At 66.8% G+C, this 21,454-nt stretch carries 17 protein-coding genes; 11 read left to right on the top strand and 6 right to left on the bottom strand.

Annotation, left to right across the window (positions count from 1 at the left end):
- Positions 1–115 precede the first annotated feature (115 nt).
- From KDK82_RS11870 to KDK82_RS11885, 4 genes are all read left to right on the top strand, one after another.
- Complete coding sequence (locus KDK82_RS11870) at positions 116–2,239, top strand: PQQ-dependent dehydrogenase, methanol/ethanol family (RefSeq protein ID WP_088164986.1); 2,124 nt, start codon at positions 116–118, stop codon at positions 2,237–2,239.
- A gap of 113 nt (positions 2,240–2,352) precedes the next feature.
- On the top strand, positions 2,353–3,234 hold the full coding sequence (locus tag KDK82_RS11875; protein WP_088164987.1) for a transporter: 882 nt from the start codon (positions 2,353–2,355) through the stop codon (positions 3,232–3,234).
- Positions 3,235–3,276: 42 nt separating this feature from the next.
- Positions 3,277–4,785 carry an aldehyde dehydrogenase family protein gene (locus KDK82_RS11880; protein ID WP_088164988.1) on the top strand — a complete coding sequence of 503 codons (1,509 nt, stop codon included), beginning with the start codon at positions 3,277–3,279 and terminating at the stop codon, positions 4,783–4,785.
- Positions 4,786–4,947: 162 nt separating this feature from the next.
- Entirely contained in the window at positions 4,948–6,501 is a 1,554-nt protein-coding gene (locus KDK82_RS11885; RefSeq protein ID WP_256974459.1) for a S41 family peptidase, read from the top strand.
- Between the two features lie 191 nt (positions 6,502–6,692).
- Here KDK82_RS11885 and dld read toward each other — a convergent pair whose 3' ends face one another.
- The 4 genes from dld to lldP are packed head-to-tail and all read right to left on the bottom strand — an operon-like array spanning position 6,693 to position 12,102.
- On the bottom strand, positions 6,693–8,447 hold the full coding sequence (dld, locus tag KDK82_RS11895) for a D-lactate dehydrogenase (protein ID WP_088164990.1): 1,755 nt from the start codon (positions 8,445–8,447) through the stop codon (positions 6,693–6,695).
- A complete protein-coding gene (gene lldD / locus KDK82_RS11900; protein ID WP_012205184.1) occupies positions 8,444–9,583 on the bottom strand; it encodes an FMN-dependent L-lactate dehydrogenase LldD in 1,140 nt (379 codons plus the stop codon). The genes dld and lldD overlap by 4 nt, the downstream gene beginning before the upstream one ends.
- Before the next feature lie 10 nt (positions 9,584–9,593).
- Entirely contained in the window at positions 9,594–10,400 is an 807-nt protein-coding gene (gene lldR / locus KDK82_RS11905) for a transcriptional regulator LldR (RefSeq protein WP_088164991.1), read from the bottom strand.
- 19 nt (positions 10,401–10,419) lie between these two features.
- Positions 10,420–12,102: an L-lactate permease gene (lldP, locus tag KDK82_RS11910; RefSeq protein ID WP_088164992.1), complete on the bottom strand. Its 1,683-nt coding sequence runs from the start codon at positions 12,100–12,102 to the stop codon at positions 10,420–10,422.
- A gap of 573 nt (positions 12,103–12,675) precedes the next feature.
- On the opposite strand from lldP, the gene KDK82_RS11915 reads away from it, so the two are divergent.
- From KDK82_RS11915 to KDK82_RS11925, 3 genes are read left to right on the top strand one after another with little or no spacing between them, the layout of a single operon-like run.
- Positions 12,676–13,560: a putative selenate ABC transporter substrate-binding protein gene (locus tag KDK82_RS11915; RefSeq protein WP_088164993.1), complete on the top strand. Its 885-nt coding sequence runs from the start codon at positions 12,676–12,678 to the stop codon at positions 13,558–13,560.
- 19 nt (positions 13,561–13,579) lie between these two features.
- Positions 13,580–14,404: a phosphonate ABC transporter ATP-binding protein gene (locus KDK82_RS11920; protein WP_088164994.1), complete on the top strand. Its 825-nt coding sequence runs from the start codon at positions 13,580–13,582 to the stop codon at positions 14,402–14,404.
- On the top strand, positions 14,395–15,960 hold the full coding sequence (locus KDK82_RS11925; RefSeq protein ID WP_034392742.1) for an ABC transporter permease: 1,566 nt from the start codon (positions 14,395–14,397) through the stop codon (positions 15,958–15,960). The genes KDK82_RS11920 and KDK82_RS11925 overlap by 10 nt, the downstream gene beginning before the upstream one ends.
- Here KDK82_RS11925 and KDK82_RS11930 read toward each other — a convergent pair.
- Complete coding sequence (locus tag KDK82_RS11930; protein WP_034392739.1) at positions 15,957–16,889, bottom strand: LysR family transcriptional regulator; 933 nt, start codon at positions 16,887–16,889, stop codon at positions 15,957–15,959. The genes KDK82_RS11925 and KDK82_RS11930 overlap by 4 nt on opposite strands.
- A gap of 145 nt (positions 16,890–17,034) precedes the next feature.
- On the opposite strand from KDK82_RS11930, the gene KDK82_RS11935 reads away from it, so the two are divergent.
- The 4 genes from KDK82_RS11935 (at position 17,035) to KDK82_RS11950 (ending at position 21,050) form a co-directional block, all read left to right on the top strand.
- Positions 17,035–17,964, top strand: coding sequence for a DMT family transporter (locus tag KDK82_RS11935; protein ID WP_088164995.1), 930 nt, complete (start codon positions 17,035–17,037; stop codon positions 17,962–17,964).
- 218 nt (positions 17,965–18,182) lie between these two features.
- The gene (locus KDK82_RS11940) at positions 18,183–19,949 is read left to right on the top strand and encodes an NAD(P)/FAD-dependent oxidoreductase (RefSeq protein ID WP_256974460.1); all 1,767 of its coding nucleotides are present in this window, start codon (positions 18,183–18,185) and stop codon (positions 19,947–19,949) included.
- A 310-nt stretch (positions 19,950–20,259) separates the two neighbouring features.
- Entirely contained in the window at positions 20,260–20,481 is a 222-nt protein-coding gene (locus KDK82_RS11945) for a DUF2892 domain-containing protein (RefSeq protein ID WP_088164997.1), read from the top strand.
- On the top strand, positions 20,478–21,050 hold the full coding sequence (locus KDK82_RS11950; protein ID WP_088164998.1) for an RNA polymerase sigma factor: 573 nt from the start codon (positions 20,478–20,480) through the stop codon (positions 21,048–21,050). The genes KDK82_RS11945 and KDK82_RS11950 overlap by 4 nt, the downstream gene beginning before the upstream one ends.
- A 158-nt stretch (positions 21,051–21,208) precedes the next feature.
- On the opposite strand, the gene KDK82_RS11955 is transcribed toward KDK82_RS11950, so the two are convergent.
- A partial coding sequence (locus tag KDK82_RS11955) for a hypothetical protein (protein ID WP_218827073.1) occupies positions 21,209–21,454 on the bottom strand: 246 nt, incomplete at its 5' end.

Raw genomic sequence — 21,454 nt, forward strand, 5'->3', positions numbered from 1 at the left:
CCCGGGAAAGTCCGAATGTTGTGACACGAAGCCGCTTTTTCTATCGTCTCCCACATGGTGCCCTTGCCCCCAGCGCCATGCACGCAAAAACAAACCACACAGGAGACGAGACAACATGAAGACCCACGTGCTTTCCTCCACGCTGCTGGCCGCCGGCCTGGCGCTGGCCCTTCCCGGCGCCACGCTGGCACAGGCCGGCTTGCCAAGCAAAGGCTCGCCCGAGCACATACGCGCCGTCACCTCGCGCATCGACTCGCAGAGCATCCGCGACAACGCGCGCAGTTCCAAGGACTGGCCCAGCTACGGCATGGACTACAGCGAGACGCGCTTTTCCAAACTCAGGCAGCTGGACACGGCCAATGTGAAGCGGCTGGGCCTGGTCTGGTCGTATGACCTGGAATCCACGCGCGGCGTGGAGTCCACGCCCGTGGTGGTCGATGGAATCATGTACGTCACGGCCAGCTGGAGCGTGGTGCATGCGGTGGACGTGCGCACCGGCAAGCGCCTGTGGAGCTACGACCCCGGCGTGGACCGCGCCAACGGCTTCAAGGGCTGCTGCGACGTGGTCAACCGCGGCGTCGCGGTCTACAAGGGCAAGGTGTATGTGGGCGCCTTCGATGGCCGCCTGGTGGCGCTGGACGCGGCCACGGGCCAGAAGGTCTGGGAGCAGGACACCATCATCGACCGCGCCTACTCGTACACCATCACGGGCGCGCCGCGCGTCATCAAGGGCAAGGTGCTGATCGGCAACGGCGGCGCCGAGTACGGCGTGCGCGGCTATGTCACGGCCTATGACGCCGAGACCGGCGCGCAGCAGTGGCGCTGGTTCACCGTGCCAGGCGATCCGTCCAAGCCGTTCGAGAACGAGGCCATGGCCCGCGCCGCCAAGACCTGGGATCCGGCCGGCAAGTGGTGGGAGGCCGGCGGCGGCGGCACGGCCTGGGACACCATGGCCTATGACCCCGAGCTCAATCTCATGTACATCGGCACGGGCAACGGCTCGCCCTGGGCGCAAGCCAAGCGCAGCCCGGCCGGTGGCGACAACCTGTACTTGGCCAGCATCGTTGCGCTGAACCCCGATACGGGCGAGTACGTCTGGCACTACCAGGAAACGCCGGGCGACAGCTGGGACTTCACCTCCACCCAGCCCATGGTGCTGGCCGACATCAAGATCGGCGGCAAGCCGCGCAAGGTCATCCTGCATGCGCCCAAGAACGGCTTCTTCTTCGTCATCGACCGCACCAACGGCCAGTTCATCTCCGCCAAGAACTTCGTCGACGTGAACTGGGCCAGCGGCTACGACGCCAAGGGCCGGCCCATCGAGACGCCGATTGCGCGCAGCGGCGACCGCGCGCGCGACGTGATCCCCAGCCCCTTCGGCGCGCACAACTGGCATTCCATGTCCTACAGCCCCGACACGGGACTGGCCTACCTGCCGGCCCAGCATGTGCCGCTGACCCTGCAGGACAACAAGAACTGGAAGTTCAACGGCGGCTCCCTGCCCGAGCCGCACAGCAACATCGGCTGGAACACGGCCACGCTGATCAACATGGAGCCGCCCAAGAGCACGCCCTTCGGCCGCCTGATCGCCTGGGACCCGGTGGCACAGAAGGAGCGCTGGCGCGTGGAGCATGCCTCGCCCTGGAACGGCGGCACGCTGGCCACGGCGGGCAACCTGGTGTTCCAGGGCACGGCCGACGGCCGCTTCGTGGCCTATGACGCGCGCAACGGCAAGAAGCTCTGGGAAAAGCCCACGGGCACGGGCGTGGTGGCCGCACCCATCACCTATGAGGTCGATGGTCGGCAGTACGTCTCCATCGCCGTGGGCTGGGGCGGCGTCTACGGCCTGGCCGCGCGCCACACCGAGCGCAAGGGCCCGGGCACGGTCTACACCTTCGCGCTGGATGGCAAGGCCGAGGCGCCTGCCTTCGTCGCCTACCAGCAGGGCAAGCTGCTGCAGGGCGTGCCCTACGACAAGAGCCTGGTGGCCGAAGGCACGGCCCTGTACGTCAGCAACTGCGCCTTCTGCCACGGCGTGCCCGGCGTGGATCGCGGCGGCAACCTGCCCAACCTCGGCTACCTGGACCCGGCCTACATCGAGCACCTGGACAAGTTCATCTTCAAGGGCCCGGCCATGTCGCGCGGCATGCCCGACTTCACGGGCAAGCTGAGCATGGAAGACGTGGAAAAGATCAAGGCCTTCATCCAGGGCACGGCCGACGCGGTGCGGCCCAAGTAGCCAGCGCGAGCCGCCCCCCCTCCCCCAACCTCCCATTCCCCTCCCCGGCCCTGCTGTCCTGCAGCAGGCCTGGGCAGGGCTTTGCCTGAAAACACCGGACCGGACTCTTCGCCATGCCATCCAAGCCCTTCACCCGCGCATCCCTGGCCCTGGCTGCCATGGCCGCATGCGCCACCTTCAATGCCCACGCCGTCGATATCGACGCGGGCGACTACACCGCCCTGCCGCCCGGCACCACGCTGGGCATGGTCTATTACCAGCACGCCACGCGGGACAGCCTCTATGCCAATGGCGACCAGGCGCCCATACGGCCGAGGCTGACCTCGGACATCGGCATAGCGCGCGGCGTGCACTTCATGAAGCTGGGCGACTATGTGATCGACCCGCAGTTCCTGCTGCCCTTCGGGCGCCTGTCGGCCTCGCGCGATATCGCGGCCATGGGCAGCAATACCGGCGTGGGCGACCTGATGCTGGCCGCCACCCTGTGGCTGACAAAGCCCGGCGACAAGGAGCACTTCGGCATCACCCCCTTTGTCTGGCTGCCCACAGGCCAGTACAACCGCAACGACCCGCTGAGCCTGGGCGAGAACCGCTGGAAGGCGGCCCTGCAGGCCGGCTGGATCAAGCCGCTGGGCAAGAGCGTCACCATGGACCTGGCGGCCGATGTCACCGTCTTCGGCAAGAACGACGACTTCGGCGCCCACAGCGCCACGCTCAAGCAAAAGGCGCAGTTCCAGTTCCAGGGCCTGCTGCGCTACCACCTGTCGGAGACCTCGGACCTGCGCCTGGGCCTGTCGCACCTGACGGGCGGCGAGACCCAGGTCAATGGCGTGGCGCAAAGCGACCGCCAGTCCACCACCAAGGTCTCTTTCGGCGGCGCGGTGTTTGTCGCGCCCAAGACGCAGTTGCTGGCCACCGTGGGCCGCGATCTGCATGTGCGCCAGGGCTTCAAGGAGAACGCCCGCATCAACCTGCGCCTGCTGCAGGTTTTCTGAATCCACACCCCCTGTCCCCTGTCCACCACCAAGGAGCACACCATGAACCTCAGCGACATCCAGCACCAGATCACCGAGCGCGCCAGCGCCTTCCTCAACCGGGGCACGCATGACCTCTTCATCGACGGCCAATGGGTGGCGGCCCAGACCGGCCAGCGCCTGTCCACCGTCAACCCGGCCACCGAGGCCGTGATCGCCGAAGTCGCCAGTGCCGGTCCGGCCGACGTGGACCTGGCCGTGCGCGCCGCCCACCGCGCGCTGCACCTGGGCCCCTGGGGCCGCATGCGCCCCGTGGAGCGCGAGCGCCTGATGCTGCGCCTGGCCGACCTCATGGAGACCCATGCCCAGGCCCTGGCCGAGGTCGAATCGCTGGACAACGGCAAGTCCGCCGCCATTGCGCGCGCCGTGGACATCGCCATGGCCATCGACTCCATCCGCTACATGGCCGGCTGGGCCACCAAGATCGAGGGCATGACGCACGAGCACTCCGTGCCCTTCGCGCCCGAGGCCCAGATGTTCACCTACACCCGGCGCGAGCCCGTGGGCGTGGTCGCCGCCGTCGTGCCCTGGAACTTCCCCCTGCTCATGGCCACCTGGAAGCTGGCGCCCGCGCTGGCCGCAGGCTGCACCCTGGTGCTCAAGCCCGCCGAGCAGACGCCGCTGACCGCGCTGATGCTGGCCGAGCTGATCCAGGAAGCGGGCTTTCCGCCCGGCGTGTTCAACGTGGTCACGGGCGACGGCCCCGGCACGGGCGCGCCCCTGGTCTCGCACCCGCTGGTCAACAAGGTCAGCTTCACGGGCTCGACCGAGGTGGGCAAGCTCATCGGCCATGCCTGCATGGACAACATGACGCGCATCACGCTGGAGCTGGGCGGCAAGTCCCCCGTCATCGTGCTGGATGACTGCGATCCCGCCACGGCGGCGGCGGGTGCGGCCAATGCCATCTTCTTCAACCACGGCCAGGTCTGCTGCGCGGGCTCGCGCCTGTACGTGCACAAGAGCATGTTCGACCGCGTGGTGGCCGACGTGGCCGACCAGGCCGCCCGGCTCACCCTGGGCCATGGCCTGGACCCCAGCGCGCAGATGGGCCCGCTGGTCTCGCAGGAGCAGATGGAGCGCGTCTGCAGCTACATCGACATAGGCCGCAGCCAGGGCGCCGAGGTGGTGACGGGCGGCGCCCGCGCAGGCCAGCGCGGCTACTTCGTGCAGCCCACGGTGATGACCGGCGTGCAGCACGACCACCGCGTGGCACGCGAGGAAATCTTCGGCCCCGTGCTCGTGGCCATGCCCTATGACGACCTGGACAAGGTCGCCGCCTGGGCCAACGACACGCCCTACGGCCTGGGCGCCAGCATCTGGTCCAACAACCTGTCCAAGGTCCACCGGCTGATCCCCAAGATCCAGTCCGGCACGGTCTGGGTCAACTGCCACAGCACCCTGGACCCGGGCATGCCCTTCGGCGGCTACAAGCAGTCCGGCATGGGCCGCGACATGGGCCGCACCGCGCTGGATGCCTACCTGGAGACCAAGTCGGTGTTCATCAATCTGTGAGGGCTGCTGCCGGCCTGCAGCTTTGGTGCAGGCCGGCAACGGGTGCTTGTCGGAAAGCACGGATTCAGATCATTCCGATATCTTTTCACTGCGCACCCCTGCACACTTCCCCGCTTTCCACGCCATGCCGCCTGCAGTGCGGCACAGAAAGAGAGGGAGACCATGGATCGTCGATGGATCGCAGGGCTGTCATGGCTCTTCATCGCCTGGTCCTGCCAGGCGCAGGACGGGGGCAAGGCCGACAGGCCCACGCCCGCACAGGCCCGCCAGGAGGCAGCGCGCTGGAGCCACACCGCCGTGGCCGACATCCAGCGAGTGCACCAGATGATCCGGGAGGCGCATCCAGCCGTCCTCGACCCTGGCGCAAGTGCTTTCCACCAGTGGTTCAGCGAGGGATACGACCAGGCCATGGCGCTGGCTGGGCGCGCAGCCACGGAGCAGCAGGCCTTTGCCGCGCTGCGCTTCTACACCACCGGATACCGGGACGGCCATCTGGCCATATGGCGCAACCACCATGCCGCCACGCCTGTGCGCAAGACCTGGGCGGGCTGGGCCGTGCAGCGCCAGGCAGGCCGCTACCGCGTCTCGGGCCGCGCTGCGCAATGGCCGATCGATACGCCGCAGGTGGGGGAGCAGGTACTGTCGTGCGACGGCATCCCCATCGACGATCTGCTCACCGACAAAGTGGCGCCCTTCGTGGACCGGCTCGTGCACCTGGAGGGAACGAAGTCCGATCTGGCATGGCACCTGACCCACGAATCGCCCAGCGCCCCGCTGTGGGAGCCGCTCAGGGTGCGTCAATGCACGACCCGCTCCGCCGCTGGCGAAATCCGGAGTTTCAACCTGGCATGGCAGCCGCTGGACGACAAGGACGCCCGTGCCCTGGCGCGGCCCCGGGCACCGCGCCAGGGCATCAAGGAAGTGCGACCGGGAGTGCAGTGGATCCAAGCGACCAACTTCATGCCATCGTCCGAGAAGGCCATGGCCGCCTTCGAGAAAATGCTGGAGGGCATCCGGCAGGCAGGGGATGCGCAGGCCGTGGTGCTCGATGTGCGCGGCAATGGCGGGGGCAACTCCCTGCTCGGCTACCGCATCCTGATGGCCCTGCTGACAGATGCCATCACGGCAGGCGCCACGCAGCACTCCCAAGCCAGGGCTTACTGGCGTGTCTCCGCCATGGCCCTGGAGGCGTTCGAAGAGCGCAGGACACAGCTCCTGCGCACGGAAGGCGCCGGCAGCCTGGTCTACCAGTTCACACAGCAGATGGCCTCGCTGATGGGCGATGCCGCATTGCGCGGGGAAGATTTTGTCGAGCAGCCGCAGGTCGATGAAACGCACAAGGAGTTGCAGCAAGACACCGCCGCCGCACGCGCAAACCCCTTCAAGGGCAAGCTGGTGCTGGTCACGGATGCCCAATGCCAGAGCGCCTGCCTGGATTTCGTGAGTGCGGCGCTGCAGATTCCGGGCATCGTGCACGTGGGCAGCATGACCGGAACGGACACGCAGTACACCGACGTGGCCGACAAGGCAATTTCGCCCACAGTGACGTTCCGCGTCCCCCTCAAGGTCTGGAAGAACCACGGGCGCCAGGACAAGGAGGGCAAGCCTTACCTGCCGCAGTTCGTCTTCGACGGCGACCTTGCCGACACTGCCGCCGTGCAGGCCTGGGTGCTGGACAGCATCCTGCCCACGGCAGGAAACATCCAGCTGGATTGAACAGAGGCAGGCTTTGAGGAGATCGGATGATGCGAAGCAGGTCCCATGACGACGCCATGGCCGAGCTGTACCGCAGCGATCCGGTCATGGCCGTCGAGACCGTCAACGCCATCCTGGCCAATGGCGACCCGGCAGAGCTGCGGATCGTGATGCGCCAGTTGGCCTGGCGTACCTGCCCACACAGCTTCCCCCTACTCCGAATACCCCTTGGGCCATCCCCCCGGCCGGTCGCAGCATTCCTCCCAGCCCAGCTTGCGCGAGGTGTGGCCTATGCCGGGGTTGAAGGTGTTGGTGGGGTCCAGCTCACGGTAGAAGCCCGCCAGGGCGGGCTTGGCCACGTAGAGGTGGCCCACGTTGTGCTCGGCCGGGTACTCGGCGCGGCGCGCGTCCAGCAGTTCCCACATGCGGTGCTCCATGGCCAGCGGGTCCACGCCCTTCTTGACGATGTAGTCCTGGTGGAAGACATGGCAGAAGAAGTGGCCGTAGTAGAGCTTGTGGACCATGTCGCGCTCGACCTCGGCGGGCAGTTGCTCCACCCATTCGCGGTCGTTGCGGCGCAGGGCCACGTCCAGGGCCACGATGTCCTCCACCTGGGCGCGGTGCACCTCGCGGTAGCGGATGGCCGCGCCCGCGATGGCGAAGCGGTGCAGGAAGGCCTTGCGCCCCTCGTCGGCATCGCACTCGAACCAGCCGCCCGTGGTGCTGCCGCTGAAGTGCCGCGTGAGGAATTCACGCGTGGCCTCGGCCGTGTCGTTGGACACGCGCACCAGCAGGTGGTGCTCGTAGCGGTCGCGCCACTGGCGCATGCGCGCGGGCAGGTGGCTGGGCAGCAGGTTGGTCAGCGCCTGGATCACGCGGTCGGTGACGCCGCGCAGCCCGAAGCGCTCGAAGAAGCCGTCCACGCGGCTCTTGAGAGCGAAGGCGGCAGGCACCCTGGCCGTACCGAAGCGGTCGATCAGCAGGAAGGTGTCCTTGCCGTATTTCTCGCCGATGTCGTAGGCCGTGCGGTGGATGTACTCGCCCGCGATCGGCAGGCGCGGCAGCGCGGTCAGCAGCTCGCGGCGTACGGCCGTGAGGTCGTCGGGCGCATTGCTGCCTATATAGAAGACGGTGCTGGGCTCCTTGGGGAAGGTGTCCAGCCGCACGGCGAACAGGCACAGCTTGCCGGCCGAGCCCGAGGCCTCGAACAGGCGCGAGGGGTCGGCATTGAAGCGCGCGGGCGTGTCCTCGTCCACGGCGCGCACGGCCTCGGCATAGCGCGGGTCGGAGGCGGCGCGCTGCGCATCGTGGGCGATGTCGGCTTCGGTGTAGTCGCCGTTTTGCAGCCGCGTGAGGATTTCCTCGGGCGTGCGGCCCAGGGCGATGCCCAGGTGGTTGACGAGTTCCAGCGAGCCGTCGTCGCAGACGCGCGCGTACAGCGCCAGCTCGGTGTAAGCCGGGCCGCGCCGCACCAGGGCGCCGCCCGAGTTGTTGCAGATGCCGCCCAGCACCGAGGCGCCGATGCACGACGAGCCGATCACCGAATGCGGCTCGCGCCCCAGCGGCGCCAGCGCCTGCTCCAGCCGGTCCAGCGTGGCGCCGGGCAGGCAGACCACCTGGGCGCCGCCGCCAATGACCTGCACGCCGGTGATGCGCAAGGTGTTGATGAGCACGATCTCGCGGTCGTAGTCCGCGCCGTCGGGCGTGGAGCCGCCCGTCAGGCCCGTGTTGGCGGCCTGCATGATGACGATGCGCCCGGCCGCCACGGCGGCCTGCACCACCTTCCACTGCTCCAGCAGCGTCGCGGGCCGCACCACGGCCAGCACCGGGCCCTCGCCCGTGCGGTGGCCCTTGCGGAAGCGGCGCGTGGCCTGGTCGTCGGTGAGCACATGGGCGGCGCCCACGGCTTCGCGCAACTGCAGCAGCAGGGCCTCGCGGGAGACGACCGGAGTCTGCAGCGCGCTCATGGCTGGCGCACCAGCAGGTCGCCGGTGATGTCGGATACCTTGCTCACGCTGGTCAGCGTCATGGCCACGCGCATTTCCTTTTCCAATAGTTCCAGCAGGTGCTTGACGCCCGCCTCGCCGGAGGTGGCCAGGGCGTAGATGAAGGCGCGGCCGATCATGGCGCAGTCGGCGCCCAGGGCGATGGCGCGCACCACGTCCAGGCCGTTGCGGATGCCGGAGTCGGCCAGGATCTTGATCTGGCCCTTGACCGCATCGGCAATGGCCGGCAGCGCGCGGGCCGAGGACAGCACGCCGTCGAGCTGGCGGCCGCCATGGTTGGAGACGATGATGCCGTCGGCGCCAAAGCGCACGGCGTCCTTGGCGTCCTCGGGGTCCAGGATGCCCTTGATGACCATGGGGCCCTTCCAGAAGGCGCGTATCCATTCGAGATCCTTCCAGGAGATGGAGGGATCGAAATTGGCGCCCAGCCAGCCGATGTAGTCGGCCAGGCCCGTGGGGCTGCCCCGGTAGGCCGAGATGTTGCCCAGGTCATGCGGACGGCCCAGCAGGCCCACGTCCATGGACCATGCCGGATGCGTGACCGACTGCCAGTAGCGGCGCATGGCGGCATTCGGGCCGCTCATGCCCGAATGCGCATCGCGGTAGCGCGCGCCGGGCACGGGCATGTCCACGGTGAAGACGAGGGTGGAGCAACCGGCCGCCTGGGCACGCTCCAGCGCGTTCTGCATGAAGCCCCGGTCCTTGAGCACATAGAGCTGGAACCACATGGGGCGCTTGATCTTGGGCGCAACCTCTTCGATGGGGCAGACCGAGACCGTGGACATGGTGAACGGAATGCCATGGGCGTCGGCCGCGCGCGCGGCCTGAACCTCGCCGCGGCGGCGGTACATGCCCGTCAGGCCCACGGGCGACAGCGCCACGGGGATGGACAGCTTCTCGCCGAACAGCTCGATGCTGGTGTCCAGCCGGCTCATGTCCTTGAGCACGCGCTGGCGCAGCGCCACGGCGGCCAAGTCTTCCACATTGCGGCGCAGCGTCTGCTCGGCATAGGCGCCGCCGTCGATGTAGTGGAACAGGAAAGGCGGCAGGCGCTTTTGCGCAGCCGCACGGTAGTCGGAGGTGGAGGAGATGATCATGATGGGTGTCTCATGTCTTTCGTATCAGGTCTGAAGTGGGCAGCAGCGCAGGCGCGGCGTCCAGAGGCAGCCGCATGGAGCGCTCGCGCCGCGCGCGGTCCTCGTCCAGGCGCTGGATGGTGGTGCGCACATGCTCCAGGTGCTCGCCGATGCATTCGCGGGCGCGCTGCGGGTCGCCGTCCAGGATGGCCTGCATCAGGCTCTGGTGCTGCACGGTCAGCTCCTGCAGGGTCTGGGGTGCGCTCAGGCGGAACATGTCGTGGCGGTTGCGTTCCACCGTGGTCAGCACCACGGTGAACAGGCTGTGCATGACCTGCACCAGCACCAGGTTGTGCGAGGCCTCGGCAATGGCCAGGTGGAACTGCGCATCGGCGCGCGCCGCCAGCTCGGCGTGGCCGCTTTGCTGGTGCTGGATCATCACCTCGAAGCAGCGCTGGATATGGTCCTTGTCGCGCTCCGTGGCACGCTGGGCTGCCAGCCAGGCCGTGCTGGTCTCCAGCGCATGGCGGGTTTCCAGCACGTCATAGCGGTAGTGGGAGTCGGACTCCATCAGGCCGGCCAGCGGCCGCATGGCGTCCTTGAGCCAGTCCGCAGGCTCGGCAGCCGGCTCCGGCTCCTGCAGGTAAGTGCCATCGCCGCGCCGCGCCACCAGCACGCCCTGGCTGGTGAGTTTCTGTATGGCCTCGCGCACCGAGGTGCGCGAGACACCCAGCTCGGCCGCCAGTTGCCGCTCTGCGGGCAGCCGCTGTCCGGGCTGCACTCCGCTGGCCTGCACCAGGGCAAGCAATTTCTCGACAACTTGATCGGCAACGCGCATGGGGAACTCTCTGGTGTTTTCAGTGACCAGGAATCATCCACGTAAACACATAGGCTTGCAGCGTGGTGATCACCCCGATGATCACAGCGAACATCAGGCTGTGCTTGACCGTGAAGCGGAACAGGTCCGACTCGCGGCCTGCCAGGCCCACGGCCGCGCAGGCAATGGCGATGGACTGGGGCGAGATCATCTTGCCCGTCACGCCGCCCGTGGTGTTGGCCGCCACCGTGAGCACCTGTGGCAGGCCCAGCTGCTGCGCCGTCGTGGCCTGCAGCGCGGCGAACAGCGCGTTGGCCGAGGTGTCCGAGCCCGTGAGGAACACGCCGATCCAGCCCAGGAAGGGCGAGAAGAACGTGAACGCCTGGCCCGTGTGCGCCAGCGCCAGGGCCAGCGTGGCCGACAGGCCCGAGTAGTTGGCCACGAAGGCGAAGGCCAGCACCATGCCGATGGAGTAGATCGGCACGGCCAGCTCCCTGAAGGTCTCGCCCAGCGTGGCCACGGCCTTGGCGGGAGACAGGCGCGTGAAGGTAATGGTGATCAGCGCCGCGATCAGGATGGCCGTGCCGGTGGCCAGCAGCCAGTTGAAGGTGTAGACCGCGCCGTAGGGCGCAGCGGCGGCCACGACGGGGGGCGTCTTCTCCACCAGGTTGTGCAGGAAGGGCACGGGGATGTTGATGACAGTGGAGGCCAGCGGGCCGCCTGCGGCGAACAGTGCCTTGAAGGGCTTGATGCTCCAGATCGTCACCATGGCCGTGAGGATGATGAAGGGCGACCAGGCCTTGATGACGGCGCCTGCTGTCAGCGGTGCACCGGAGGCGATGGCCGGTGCTGCAACTGCCGCAGCCTTGCCGCCCTCGCCTTCCGTGTCGAAACGGAAGATGCGCTTGGGCTGCCAGACCTTGAGGAACAGCGTCAGCGCCACCAGCGAGACGATGGCCGAGGTGATGTCCGGCAGCTCCGGGCCGATGTAGTTGGCCGTGAGGAACTGCACCACGGCGAAGGAGCCGCCGCCCACCAGCACGGCAGGCCAGGTTTCCTTGACGCCGCGCCAGCCGTCCATGATGGCCATCAGCCAGAACAGCACGAGCACGGTCATGAAGGGCAGCTGGCGGCCGGCCATCTGGCCGATGGCGAATGCATCCACGCCCGAGACCTGCCCTGCCACGATGATGGGAATGCCCATGGCGCCGAAGGCCACGGGCGCCGTGTTGGCGATCAGGCACAGCCCGGCCGCGTACAGCGGCTTGAAGCCCAGTCCCACCAGCAGCGCGGCCGTGATGGCCACGGGCGCGCCGAAGCCGGCCGCGCCCTCCAGGAAGGCGCCGAAGCAAAAACCCACCAGGATGAGTTGCAGCCGCTGGTCTGGCGTGACCGACAGGATGGACGAGCGGATCACGTCGAACTGCCCCGTCTTGACCGAAATCTTGTAGAGGAACACGGCCGCAACGATGATCCAGGCGATGGGCCACAGGCCGTAGAAGAAGCCGTACACGGCCGAGGCCAGCGCCGCGCTCACGGGCATCTTGTAGAACAGCAGCGCCACGCCCAGCGCCAGCGCCACGGTGACGGTGCCGGCCTGGTAGCCCTTGAGACGGAACCTGGTCAGCGCCAGGAAGAAAAAGATGATGGGAATCAGCGCGATCAGCGCCGAGATCCAGATGTTCCCGGCGGGATCGTAGTTCTGCTGCCAGATGGTTTGCATGACCGTGTCTCTAGATGATGGGGAGGGCGCGGTAAGCGCCCCTTGTCGGCCACTCCCTCTCGTTGCAGCGTTGGCATGCGGTGCGATCCGCACTGGATGTCTGCTGGCTGGCTGCAACGGTGACCGGGAGTGTTCCCCGCGCTGGCGCCTTGTGGGCCATTGGCAAATTGGTCCAACCAATTAAACCAAAATTCAGACCATTGCGCGAAGTGGTGCGATTCTCAGAGCTTTCAAGTGGGCAGATGAACAGGGTAAACACCTAAAAAAGTGCAGATAATGCACCACGATGTTTATTGGTCAGACCAATCATGGATGTTTTGGTGCAACGCATGTTCAAGTCCCCGGCCAGGCAAGGCCCCCCGGGCGGTGCACAAACGCAGCGCACGCGGGAAAAAGATCGGCGCCGCAGGTCCGGTGCTCATGCCTGACGTCCCCAACGGAAAAGCCCGCTCCCTACAATGCAGCCTCAGCGGTCGGTGTACCGCCCTTGTACCTTCGGCGCCCGGTCATCCCGGGCGCCCATTAAACCGCCGTGTATCCGGACGGCGGTGGCTGATTGAACGGAGCCCATCCATGAACCACATTCCTGCGCGCCGCTCGGCGCTGCGCCAGGCGGCTGCCTGCGTGCTGGCCGCCTCCACCCTGTCCAGCCTGCCTGCGCTGGCCGCCGAACCCACCGTGCTGCGCGTCTCGGCCATCCCGGACGAAGCTCCGACCGAACTGCAGCGCAAGTTCGAGCCGCTGGGCAAGTACCTCTCGGCCCAGACCGGCATGAAGGTGGTGTTCACGCCCGTGACCGACTACGCCGCCGTGGTCGAGTCGCTGGCCACGCGCAAGCTGGACCTGGCCTGGCTGGGCGGCTTCACCTTCGTGCAGGCCAAGATCCGCACCAACGGGACGGCCATCCCCATCGTGCAGCGCGAGGAAGACGCCAAGTTCACCTCCAAGTTCATCACGGCCAACCCCGCCATCAAGACCCTGGCCGACCTCAAGGGCAAGAGCTTTGCCTTTGGCGCGCCCTCGTCCACCTCGGGCAGCCTGATGCCGCGCTTTTTCCTGCAGCAGGACGGCATCAACCCCGAGAAGGACTTCAAGACCGTGGCCTTCTCCGGCGCGCATGACGCCACCGTGGCCTTCGTGGCCGCAGGCAAGGCCGAGGCCGGCGTGCTCAACGCCTCGGTCTGGGACAAGCTGGTGGAGACCAAGAAGGTCGATACCAGCAAGGTGCGCGTGTTCGCCACCACACCGCCCTACTTCGACTACAACTGGACCGTGCGCGGCGACCTGGACCCGGCCCTGGTCAAGAAGCTGACCGACGCCTTCCTGGCGCTGGACCCGGCCAAGCCCGAGCACAAGGCCATCCTGGAGCTGCAGCGCGCCGCGCGCTTCGTGCCCACCCAGGCCTCGAACTACGAAGGCATCGAGGCCGCCGCCAGGTCGGCCGGCCTGCTCAAGTAAGCCGCGGCAGGCGCAATCCATGAGCTTTGAACTGGAAGGCGTGGGCCTGACCCACGCCGGCGGCGGCATTGCGCTGCGCGGCGTGACGCTGGCCGCACGCCAGGGCGAAGCCATTGCGCTGATCGGCCCCTCGGGCGCGGGCAAGACCACGCTGCTGTCCGTCATCGGCACGGCGCTGGGGCCCAGCCAGGGCCGGCGCAGCGTGCTGGGCGACGAGGTGCCTGCGTCCAGCGCGGGGGCTCCCCGGCTGCTGCGCGCGCGCATCGGCACGGTGCACCAGGCGCCGCCCATACCGCCGCGCCAGCGCGTGGTCACGGCGGTGCTGGCCGGACGCCTGGGCCGGTGGCCGGCCTGGAAGGCGCTGGCTTCGCTGCTCTACCCACAGGACACCGCTGGCGCGCGCGAGGCCCTGGCCCGCGTGCAGCTGGCAGACAAGCTGTTCGCGCGCTGCGACCAGCTCTCTGGCGGGCAGCTGCAGCGCGTGGGCATTGCCCGCGTGCTCTACCAGCAGGCCGAGCTCATCCTGGCCGACGAGCCGGTGGCCGCGCTGGACCCGGCCCTGGCCCTGTCCACCGTGCAACTGCTGGTGCACGAAGCCGCCGCGCGCGGCGCCACCCTGGTCGCCAGCCTGCATGCCGTGGACCTGGCGCTGGCCTGCTTTGCGCGCATCGTGGGCATCCGCGATGGCGCCATCGCCTTCGACCTGCCGGCGGCTGAAGTCACGCAGGAACACCTGCGTGCGCTGTATGGGCCCGAGCATCCTGGCGATGATCCCTCCCGCCCTGCGTGGACACCCGCGCCCGCCGCCTTTGCCGCACCGCTGCCCGCATCCGCATGCCGTTGAGTTCCGATCTGCACGCGCTGCGTGATCCCGCCGCGCCTCGCCGCCTCGGCGCCCTGGTGCTGGCCGCCGTCGTGCTGTGGCCGCTGTTCCAGGGCGCAGGCTTCAGCCTGGGCGCGCTGTTCGATCCCGGCAACCTGCAGGTCATCGGCCGCTTTCTGGCCACCTTCCTGCCGCCCGAGACCGGGCGCGACTTCCTCGGCTACCTGGGCCGCGCCACGCTGGAGACCCTGGCCATTGCCACGGCCGGCATGGCCCTGGCCTTTGTGCTGGCCGTGCCGCTGGCCTACTTGGTCACGGGCGCCGCGCGCGAGCGGCGGGCGCTCAACCCCGTCACGCGCGGCCTGCTCACCATCCTGCGCGGCGTGCCCGAGCTGGTCTGGGCCCTGGTCTTCGTGCGCGTCTTCGGCCTGGGGCCGGCCGCTGGCGTGCTGGCCCTGGGCCTGACCTATGGCGGCATGCTGGCCAAGGTCTATGCGGAAATCCTGGAATCGGCCGACCCCGCTCCCGCGCGTGCCCTGGCGCAGGCCGGCGCGCGCCGGCCGCTGGCCATGCTGTACGGCCTGCTGCCCCAGGCCGCGCGCGAGCTGACCTCGTACACCGTCTACCGCTGGGAGTGCGCCATACGCGCCTCGGTGGTCATGGGCTTTGTGGGTGCGGGCGGCCTGGGCCAGCTCATGGACCAGGCCATGAAGATGCTCAACGGCGGCGAGGCCAGCACCATCTTGCTGACCTTCATGCTGCTGGTCTGGGGTGCAGACCTGCTCTCGCGCGGCCTGCGCCGCGCGCTGGACACGCCACCCGCCGCGCGTGCCAGCGCCTGGGGCTGGCGCAGCGCCCTCACCTGCGCCGCCCTGGCGCTGGGCGTGGTCGCCAGCTTTGCCATGCTGGAGATGGACCTGCCCTCGCTGTTCACCGGCGCGGCGGGCCGGTCCATGCTGGAATTCGTCATCAGCTTCTTCCCGCCCGACACCAGCGCCGAATGGCTGCGCAAGGTGGCCGTGGGCGTGTGGGAGACGCTGGCCATCTCCGTGGTCGGCACCTTGCTGGCGGCCGTGCTGGGCCTGCTGCTGGCGTTGCCGCGCTGGCGCGCTCCCTGGAGCCTGGTGCTCAACGTGCTGCGCTCCGTGCCCGAGCTGGTCTGGGCCACCATCACCGCCCTGGCCGTGGGCCTGGGCCCGTTCGCAGGCGCGCTGGCGCTGGCGCTGCACACGGCCGGCGTGCTGGGGCGCCTCTATGCCGAGGCCCTGCAGAACCAGCCCGCCGCCCCCACCCAAGCGTTGCGCCTGTCCGGCAGCGGCCGCGCCATGGCCTTCCTCTACGCGACGCTGCCCGGCGCCGCGCCGCAGTTGCTGGCCTATACGCTGTACCGCTGGGAGATGAACATCCGCATGGCCGCCATCCTGGGCTTCGTGGGCGCGGGCGGGCTGGGGCAGCTGCTGTACTTCGAGCTGTCGCTGTTCCACTACGCCCAGGCCAGCACCGTCATCATCGCCATGCTGGCACTGTCCGTGGCCGTGGACTGGGCCAGCGCGGCGCTGCGAAGGCGCATGGGTTAGGTGGTGGGGGCCGCGGCGCCCTCACCCTCCACCTCGACCAGGTAGTCGATCAGCGCCCGCAGCTTCAGCGGCACATGGCGCGTGGGCGCATAGACCGCATGCACCACGCGCGGCGCGTACTTGCCGCACAGCGCCCAGCCCGGCAGCACGGGCGCCAGCTGCCCGGCCTGCAGCGCCGCCTGCGCGGCAAAGTCGGCCACCACGCCAATGCCCGGCCCCTGCTGCAGCGCCTGGATGATGCCCAGGCTGCTGGCAATGGTGATGGGCGTATTCACCAGCAGACGCGTGGCGGGCGCGGCCGCAGGGTGGAGCGGGCGCAATTCCACCTCGTTCTGGAACTGCCCGTAGCCCAGGCTGATGAAGGGATGCGCCAGCAGTTGTCCGGGCTCCGTGATCTGCGCATGCCGCGCCAGATAGCCGGGCGTGGCCACCAGCACATAGCGGATGGTCTTGAGCGGCCGCGCCACCAGCCCCGGCGCGATCTGGCCGCGCACGCTGATGCGCAGGCCCAGGTCCAGCCCCTCGGCCACCAGGTCCACCATGCGGTCCGTCATGTCCACCTGCACCTGTACCTCAGGCCAGCGCGCGCAAAAGCCCGGCAGCAGTGGCGACAGCCAGAGATCGCCCAGCACGGCCGGCGCGCTGATCTTCAGCAGCCCGCGCGGCTGCTGGCGCAGTTGGCCGGCCAGCGCCTGCACGGCCTGGGCATCCGCCACCAGCCGAAGGCAGGCCTGGTGGATCTCGGCCCCCGCCTCGGTCAGCGACAGCGAGCGCGTGGTGCGCTGCAGCAGCCGCAGCCCGAAGTGCGCCTCCAACCGCCCCACGCTGCGGCTCACGGCCGAAGTCGTCAGCCCCAGCTGCCGCGCCGCGCCCGCAAAGCTCTGGTGCTCCACCACGCGGGCGAAGACCAGCATTTCATCCAGGGGCATGGCGGTATCGGGCAAGGCGCTACTCCGGTCTTTGTTGCATGGTAGGCAATATTAATTTGAATGAATGGCGGATTGTTGATTGATTGCAGGGTCCGCAAGATACGGCCATGCGCTCCATACCGAAGCGCGCCCAGGAATCGACACCATGTCCCACAGCCCCAGCCTCACCTCTGCAACCTCACCCACATGGCCCCGAACCAGCCAGGGCGGCACCTGGCGCATGCTGCTGGCCATGGCGCTGTCGGGCACCATCGGCCTGCTCGTCGTGGAAAGCGCGCTGCCGCCGCTGCTGGTCGTATTCGCCCGCTGCGTGCTGGGCGCACTGGGCCTGGGCCTGTGGCTGGCATGGCGGCGCGAATGGGTCGCCCCTCAAGGCCGTGAATGGCTGTGGCTGGCCGGGGGCGGCATCGCCCTGGTATTGAACTGGGTCGCCCTCTTCAGCGCCTACCACTACAGCTCCATCGCCGTGGCCACCGTGGTCTACCACGTGCAGCCCTTCATGCTGCTGGCTCTGTCAGCCCTGCAGGGCGAGCCCGTCGAACGCCGCAAGCTGCCCTGGCTGCTGCTGGCCCTGTTGGGGGTGGCGCTGAGCAGCGGCCTGGTCGGGCTGGACGGCATGGATGCATCGCATGCTGGAACAGGCGCGTGGGTCGGCGTCGCCCTGGCCCTGCTGGCCGCCGCACTCTACGCAGGCACCACGGTCGCCACGCGCCGCCTGGGCCACATGCCCTCGGCCCAGATCGCCATGCTGCAGATGCTGGCGGGCGGACTGGTGCTGAGCCTGTGGGCCCTGCCCCTGCTCACCCATATCGCCGCAGCCAGCCCTCAATTGCTGTCAGCGCGGGCCGCCTCCATGGTGCTGACCCTGGGACTGGTCCATACGGCCTTCATGTACACGGTGATGTATGCCGCATTCCAGCGGCTGCCGGCGCCCGCCATTGCGGCACTGTCCTTCGTCTACCCCGCCATGGCCTTGCTGGTGGACCTGGTCTGGTTTGGCGCCGTGCCGTCAGCCGCACAGTGGGTCGGGATGGGCTGCATTGTGGTGGCGGTGCTGGGGCACCGGATGAGGTAACCACTGGCAAAAGACAGGATGCTTCCATTCCATTCAGGAACAATCCGGTTTTTTTATCAGAATAATCCTGCCAATTTCCACGCCATTTCCTGGAAGCGCCCGCCTAGAATGAAATTGGACGCCTGATTAATCACAGGCGTCTGCTTCATTATTCAGCCAAGGAATGTACCATGTCTTCAATACCAGCACGCACCATCAGAACTCCTTCCAGAAGGAGCATGGATATCACGGCACTCATCCCGGACTTTCCATTCGAGTATGGAAAATTCCTGAAACAATCCGGCCAAAATACTCTGTGCAATGTTTCCAGCACACACTACGGAAAACAGGTTCTCATTGTAGGCGCGGGCGTTTCCGGAATGGTTTGCGCCTATGAATTGATGCGCATGGGCTTGCATCCGGTCGTGCTCGAGGCAGCCGATCGCATTGGTGGAAGGCTGTACTCGAAGAAATTGGGAAGCCCTGGCAATGGAGTCATCTGCGAGCTGGGAGGCATGCGATTCCCCGTTTCCGCCAAGTCCCTGTTCCACTATTTTGGCAAGGTGGGCATAGAGCCCAACATGGGAAATTTTCCCAACCCGGGAACGGAGGCCGCCATCAGCACTGTTGTCGACTACAAGGGAGAGTCACCTGTCTACTATGAGGCTGCAGGCACCAGTTTCCCCAAGCCCCCGGAGTACGAGCAGATAGAAGAGGAGTTCTTCAGCAACTTCCTGGGCGGCAATCCGTTCTATTTTGCCGAGATGGAAGCAGCCATGACAGAAGGCTCCATCGATCTGACAAAAATCAAGACCATCTGGAACAAGATCGTCGATGACAATGGCGTGACCTGGGATGACAAGAGCTTCCTGCGCGCACTGCAGGAGTTGTCGGGCTGGGACGAGGAAAAAATCAATCTCTTCGGACAGATCGGCTTTGGAACCGGGGGCTGGAACACCGATTTTCCCAACTCGATTCTCGAATTGCTGCGCGTCATCTATGGTGGACTGGACGCCGACCACAAGCTGGCCTATGACGGAGCATCGAGTCTGCCCGAGCGCCTCTGGTCCATGTCTGCGAACACTCTGGGCGACAACCTGACGCACTGGCCCGCAGGCACCACTGTAGAAACATTGACCCGGCAGGCGATTGCAGACCCGTTCTGCAAGCAAGTGCAGCACATCGCACCGCAACCGGGCGGCGGCTTCGTGGTGAAATTCATTGACACGCGAACACAGGAAGCTTTCAGCCGGGAATTCGACTGTGTTATCTATACACCCCATGTCCGTGTGCTCGACAAACTGCGCTATGCCGATGGCCCCGCAAGCCTTGAGCAAATGAACCCTTTTCTGCCCCAAGGGACCTGGGAAGCGGTGATGAACACGCACTACATGCAGTCGACCAAGATTTTCGCATCGACCACGTCGCCCTTCTGGGAAGAACGCGATCCCGTTGACGGCAAGCGGAAAATGAGCGTCACCCTGTCCGACCGGCTGACCAGAGGCACATATCTGGTGGACTATGCTGGCAGCCAGGGGCCTTATCGCGGCAGCGGACTGTTTCTGTCATACACCTGGAATGACGATGCGCTCAAGTTCCAAGGCCAAACCCCGTTGCCGCAAGACCTCTGCACCAATCTGCTGGAATCCATCTATCCCAAAGCCAATCTCAGTGACTTCTACACTGGCTCGGACACCTTTGCCAAAATCAGCTGGGAGAATGAACCTTATCATCTTGGGGCATTCAAAATGAACCTTCCAGGGCAGTATGAATACCAGAGGAGGATATTCTCCCAATTCATGACCGGCGTTGAAGAAAATGACCCCTACGGGTTCATTCTCGCAGGCGATGACGTTTCATGGACGGCCGGATGGGCCGAAGGCGCCGTCACCACCGCAATCAATGCGATCCATAAAACCGCCGTACTGTTCGGAGGCGCCAGCCAGCCTGGCAATCCCGGTCCGATTGATGCCTGGAATGTTCTCAAGCCCATAGAACGTTCCTGACTTCCTTCAGGTGATCAACCTTCTGGCCTGTCCACAGGCCTGGAGGAGACCGTCTGCAGTATTCTTCTCGCGGTCTTGGTACTCTCGCGCCGGGGCTTCATGCCCCGGCCTCTTTCCCGCAAATCCCGACCGCGTCATGTTCACTGGCGCATCGGTTCTTGCCAAGCCCCAGCACCGGGCAGGCGTCCCTTTCCGACGCACCGGGCACGATCCTTGTGACCCGCACCCAACGCAATCCAGACATCGCCTGAATCCTTTGGGTCCTTTGCCGCCTCTTGGCAAAGACCCAAACCTTCAAAGGCCTGTCACCATGTTCTATCTCAAGCGAAACCTGCCCTTGTGGGAGCGCGCCCTGCGCACCGCCGGGTCTCTTGTCCTCGCCGCCCTCGCGGCAATGGCTTGGGCGGGCAGCAGCGCTACCGGATTCTGGTTGCTGATCGCCGGCGCGGCCACGCTCGCGCTGACTGGCATCATCGGCTTCTGCCCGGCCTGCGCAATGTTCGGGCGCCAACACCCAAAGGAATTGCCATGATCCGCGCCGACACGACACTGATCGACGCCGCGCGCCGAGGCGAGCCCGGCGCCATTGCCCAGTTGCTGTCGGTGTGCCAACCCGATCTCAAGCGCTTTGCCCGCAGAACCTGCAGCAACGCCGAGGATGCCGAGGACGCCGTGCAGATCGCCCTGTGGCAGCTCTACCGCAAGATAGGCGCGCTACGCACCGCCGCCACCTTTGCCACCTGGCTTTTTCGCATCGTGGAGCGCGAATGCTGGCGCCTGATGCGCGGGCGCGGACGTACCGAATCCCTGGACGCACCGGAAGCCGCGCCGCTGCAGACGGCCGCAGCGCCCATCCCCCACGACCTGCGGCTGGACCTGGCCCGGGCCATGGAACGCCTGGGCGCGCCCTACCGCGAAGTGCTGATCCTGCGCGACGTGCATGAACTCACCGCCCCAGAAACCGCAGTCCAGCTCGGCATCAGCGTCGAGGCGGTGAAAAGCCGCCTGCACCGCGCACGCGCCATGCTGCGCGAACACCTTCTGGCCAGCGGCTACTGGGCCAAGGACGATATGGCGCAAAAGGCAGGCAATGTTCTGTAGCCGCTCCGTGACCATCCACCTGCTGCGCGGCGCCGCCGCCCTCGCCCTTGTGATCGCAGCAGTGCTGCTGGACAGCCTGCCCCTGCTGCCCAGGCTTGCCGCTTTCGGTGGCGCAGTGCTGCTGCTTCGCGGATGCCCTGCTTGCTGGCTGGCGGGTCTTATTCAAACCTGGCAGCAAGACGGTGGCAAAAGCCAAGGCCCCGAACGCTGATTTCCGATCTGCGAAAAGCATTCTTGACAGACTGGATATCAGGCGCCGGCACCATATCCAGGACCGCAACTGTGGCTTGCAGGTCCAGCGCGCTCATGTATTGCCCGCGCAGGCGGTTGTAGGCGATCCATTTTTCCCGATCGTTGTCCTTGGCCCAAGTCAGGTTGCGGATGTGGCCGATGTCCATGTTGAC

The sequence above is a fragment of the Delftia sp. K82 genome (genome assembly GCF_002193035.1).
GTDB classification, from domain to species: Bacteria; Pseudomonadota; Gammaproteobacteria; order Burkholderiales; family Burkholderiaceae_C; genus Comamonas; species Comamonas acidovorans.

Coding starts and splice junctions, on each gene's coding strand:
- KDK82_RS11870 (WP_088164986.1), top strand. CDS start 116: ATGAAGACCCACGTGCTTTCCTCCACGCTGCTGGCCGCCGGCCTGGCG.
- KDK82_RS11875 (WP_088164987.1), top strand. CDS start 2,353: ATGCCATCCAAGCCCTTCACCCGCGCATCCCTGGCCCTGGCTGCCATG.
- KDK82_RS11880 (WP_088164988.1), top strand. CDS start 3,277: ATGAACCTCAGCGACATCCAGCACCAGATCACCGAGCGCGCCAGCGCC.
- KDK82_RS11885 (WP_256974459.1), top strand. CDS start 4,948: ATGGATCGTCGATGGATCGCAGGGCTGTCATGGCTCTTCATCGCCTGG.
- dld (WP_088164990.1), bottom strand. CDS start 8,447: ATGAGCGCGCTGCAGACTCCGGTCGTCTCCCGCGAGGCCCTGCTGCTG.
- lldD (WP_012205184.1), bottom strand. CDS start 9,583: ATGATCATCTCCTCCACCTCCGACTACCGTGCGGCTGCGCAAAAGCGC.
- lldR (WP_088164991.1), bottom strand. CDS start 10,400: ATGCGCGTTGCCGATCAAGTTGTCGAGAAATTGCTTGCCCTGGTGCAG.
- lldP (WP_088164992.1), bottom strand. CDS start 12,102: ATGCAAACCATCTGGCAGCAGAACTACGATCCCGCCGGGAACATCTGG.
- KDK82_RS11915 (WP_088164993.1), top strand. CDS start 12,676: ATGAACCACATTCCTGCGCGCCGCTCGGCGCTGCGCCAGGCGGCTGCC.
- KDK82_RS11920 (WP_088164994.1), top strand. CDS start 13,580: ATGAGCTTTGAACTGGAAGGCGTGGGCCTGACCCACGCCGGCGGCGGC.
- KDK82_RS11925 (WP_034392742.1), top strand. CDS start 14,395: ATGCCGTTGAGTTCCGATCTGCACGCGCTGCGTGATCCCGCCGCGCCT.
- KDK82_RS11930 (WP_034392739.1), bottom strand. CDS start 16,889: ATGCCCCTGGATGAAATGCTGGTCTTCGCCCGCGTGGTGGAGCACCAG.
- KDK82_RS11935 (WP_088164995.1), top strand. CDS start 17,035: ATGTCCCACAGCCCCAGCCTCACCTCTGCAACCTCACCCACATGGCCC.
- KDK82_RS11940 (WP_256974460.1), top strand. CDS start 18,183: ATGGATATCACGGCACTCATCCCGGACTTTCCATTCGAGTATGGAAAA.
- KDK82_RS11945 (WP_088164997.1), top strand. CDS start 20,260: ATGTTCTATCTCAAGCGAAACCTGCCCTTGTGGGAGCGCGCCCTGCGC.
- KDK82_RS11950 (WP_088164998.1), top strand. CDS start 20,478: ATGATCCGCGCCGACACGACACTGATCGACGCCGCGCGCCGAGGCGAG.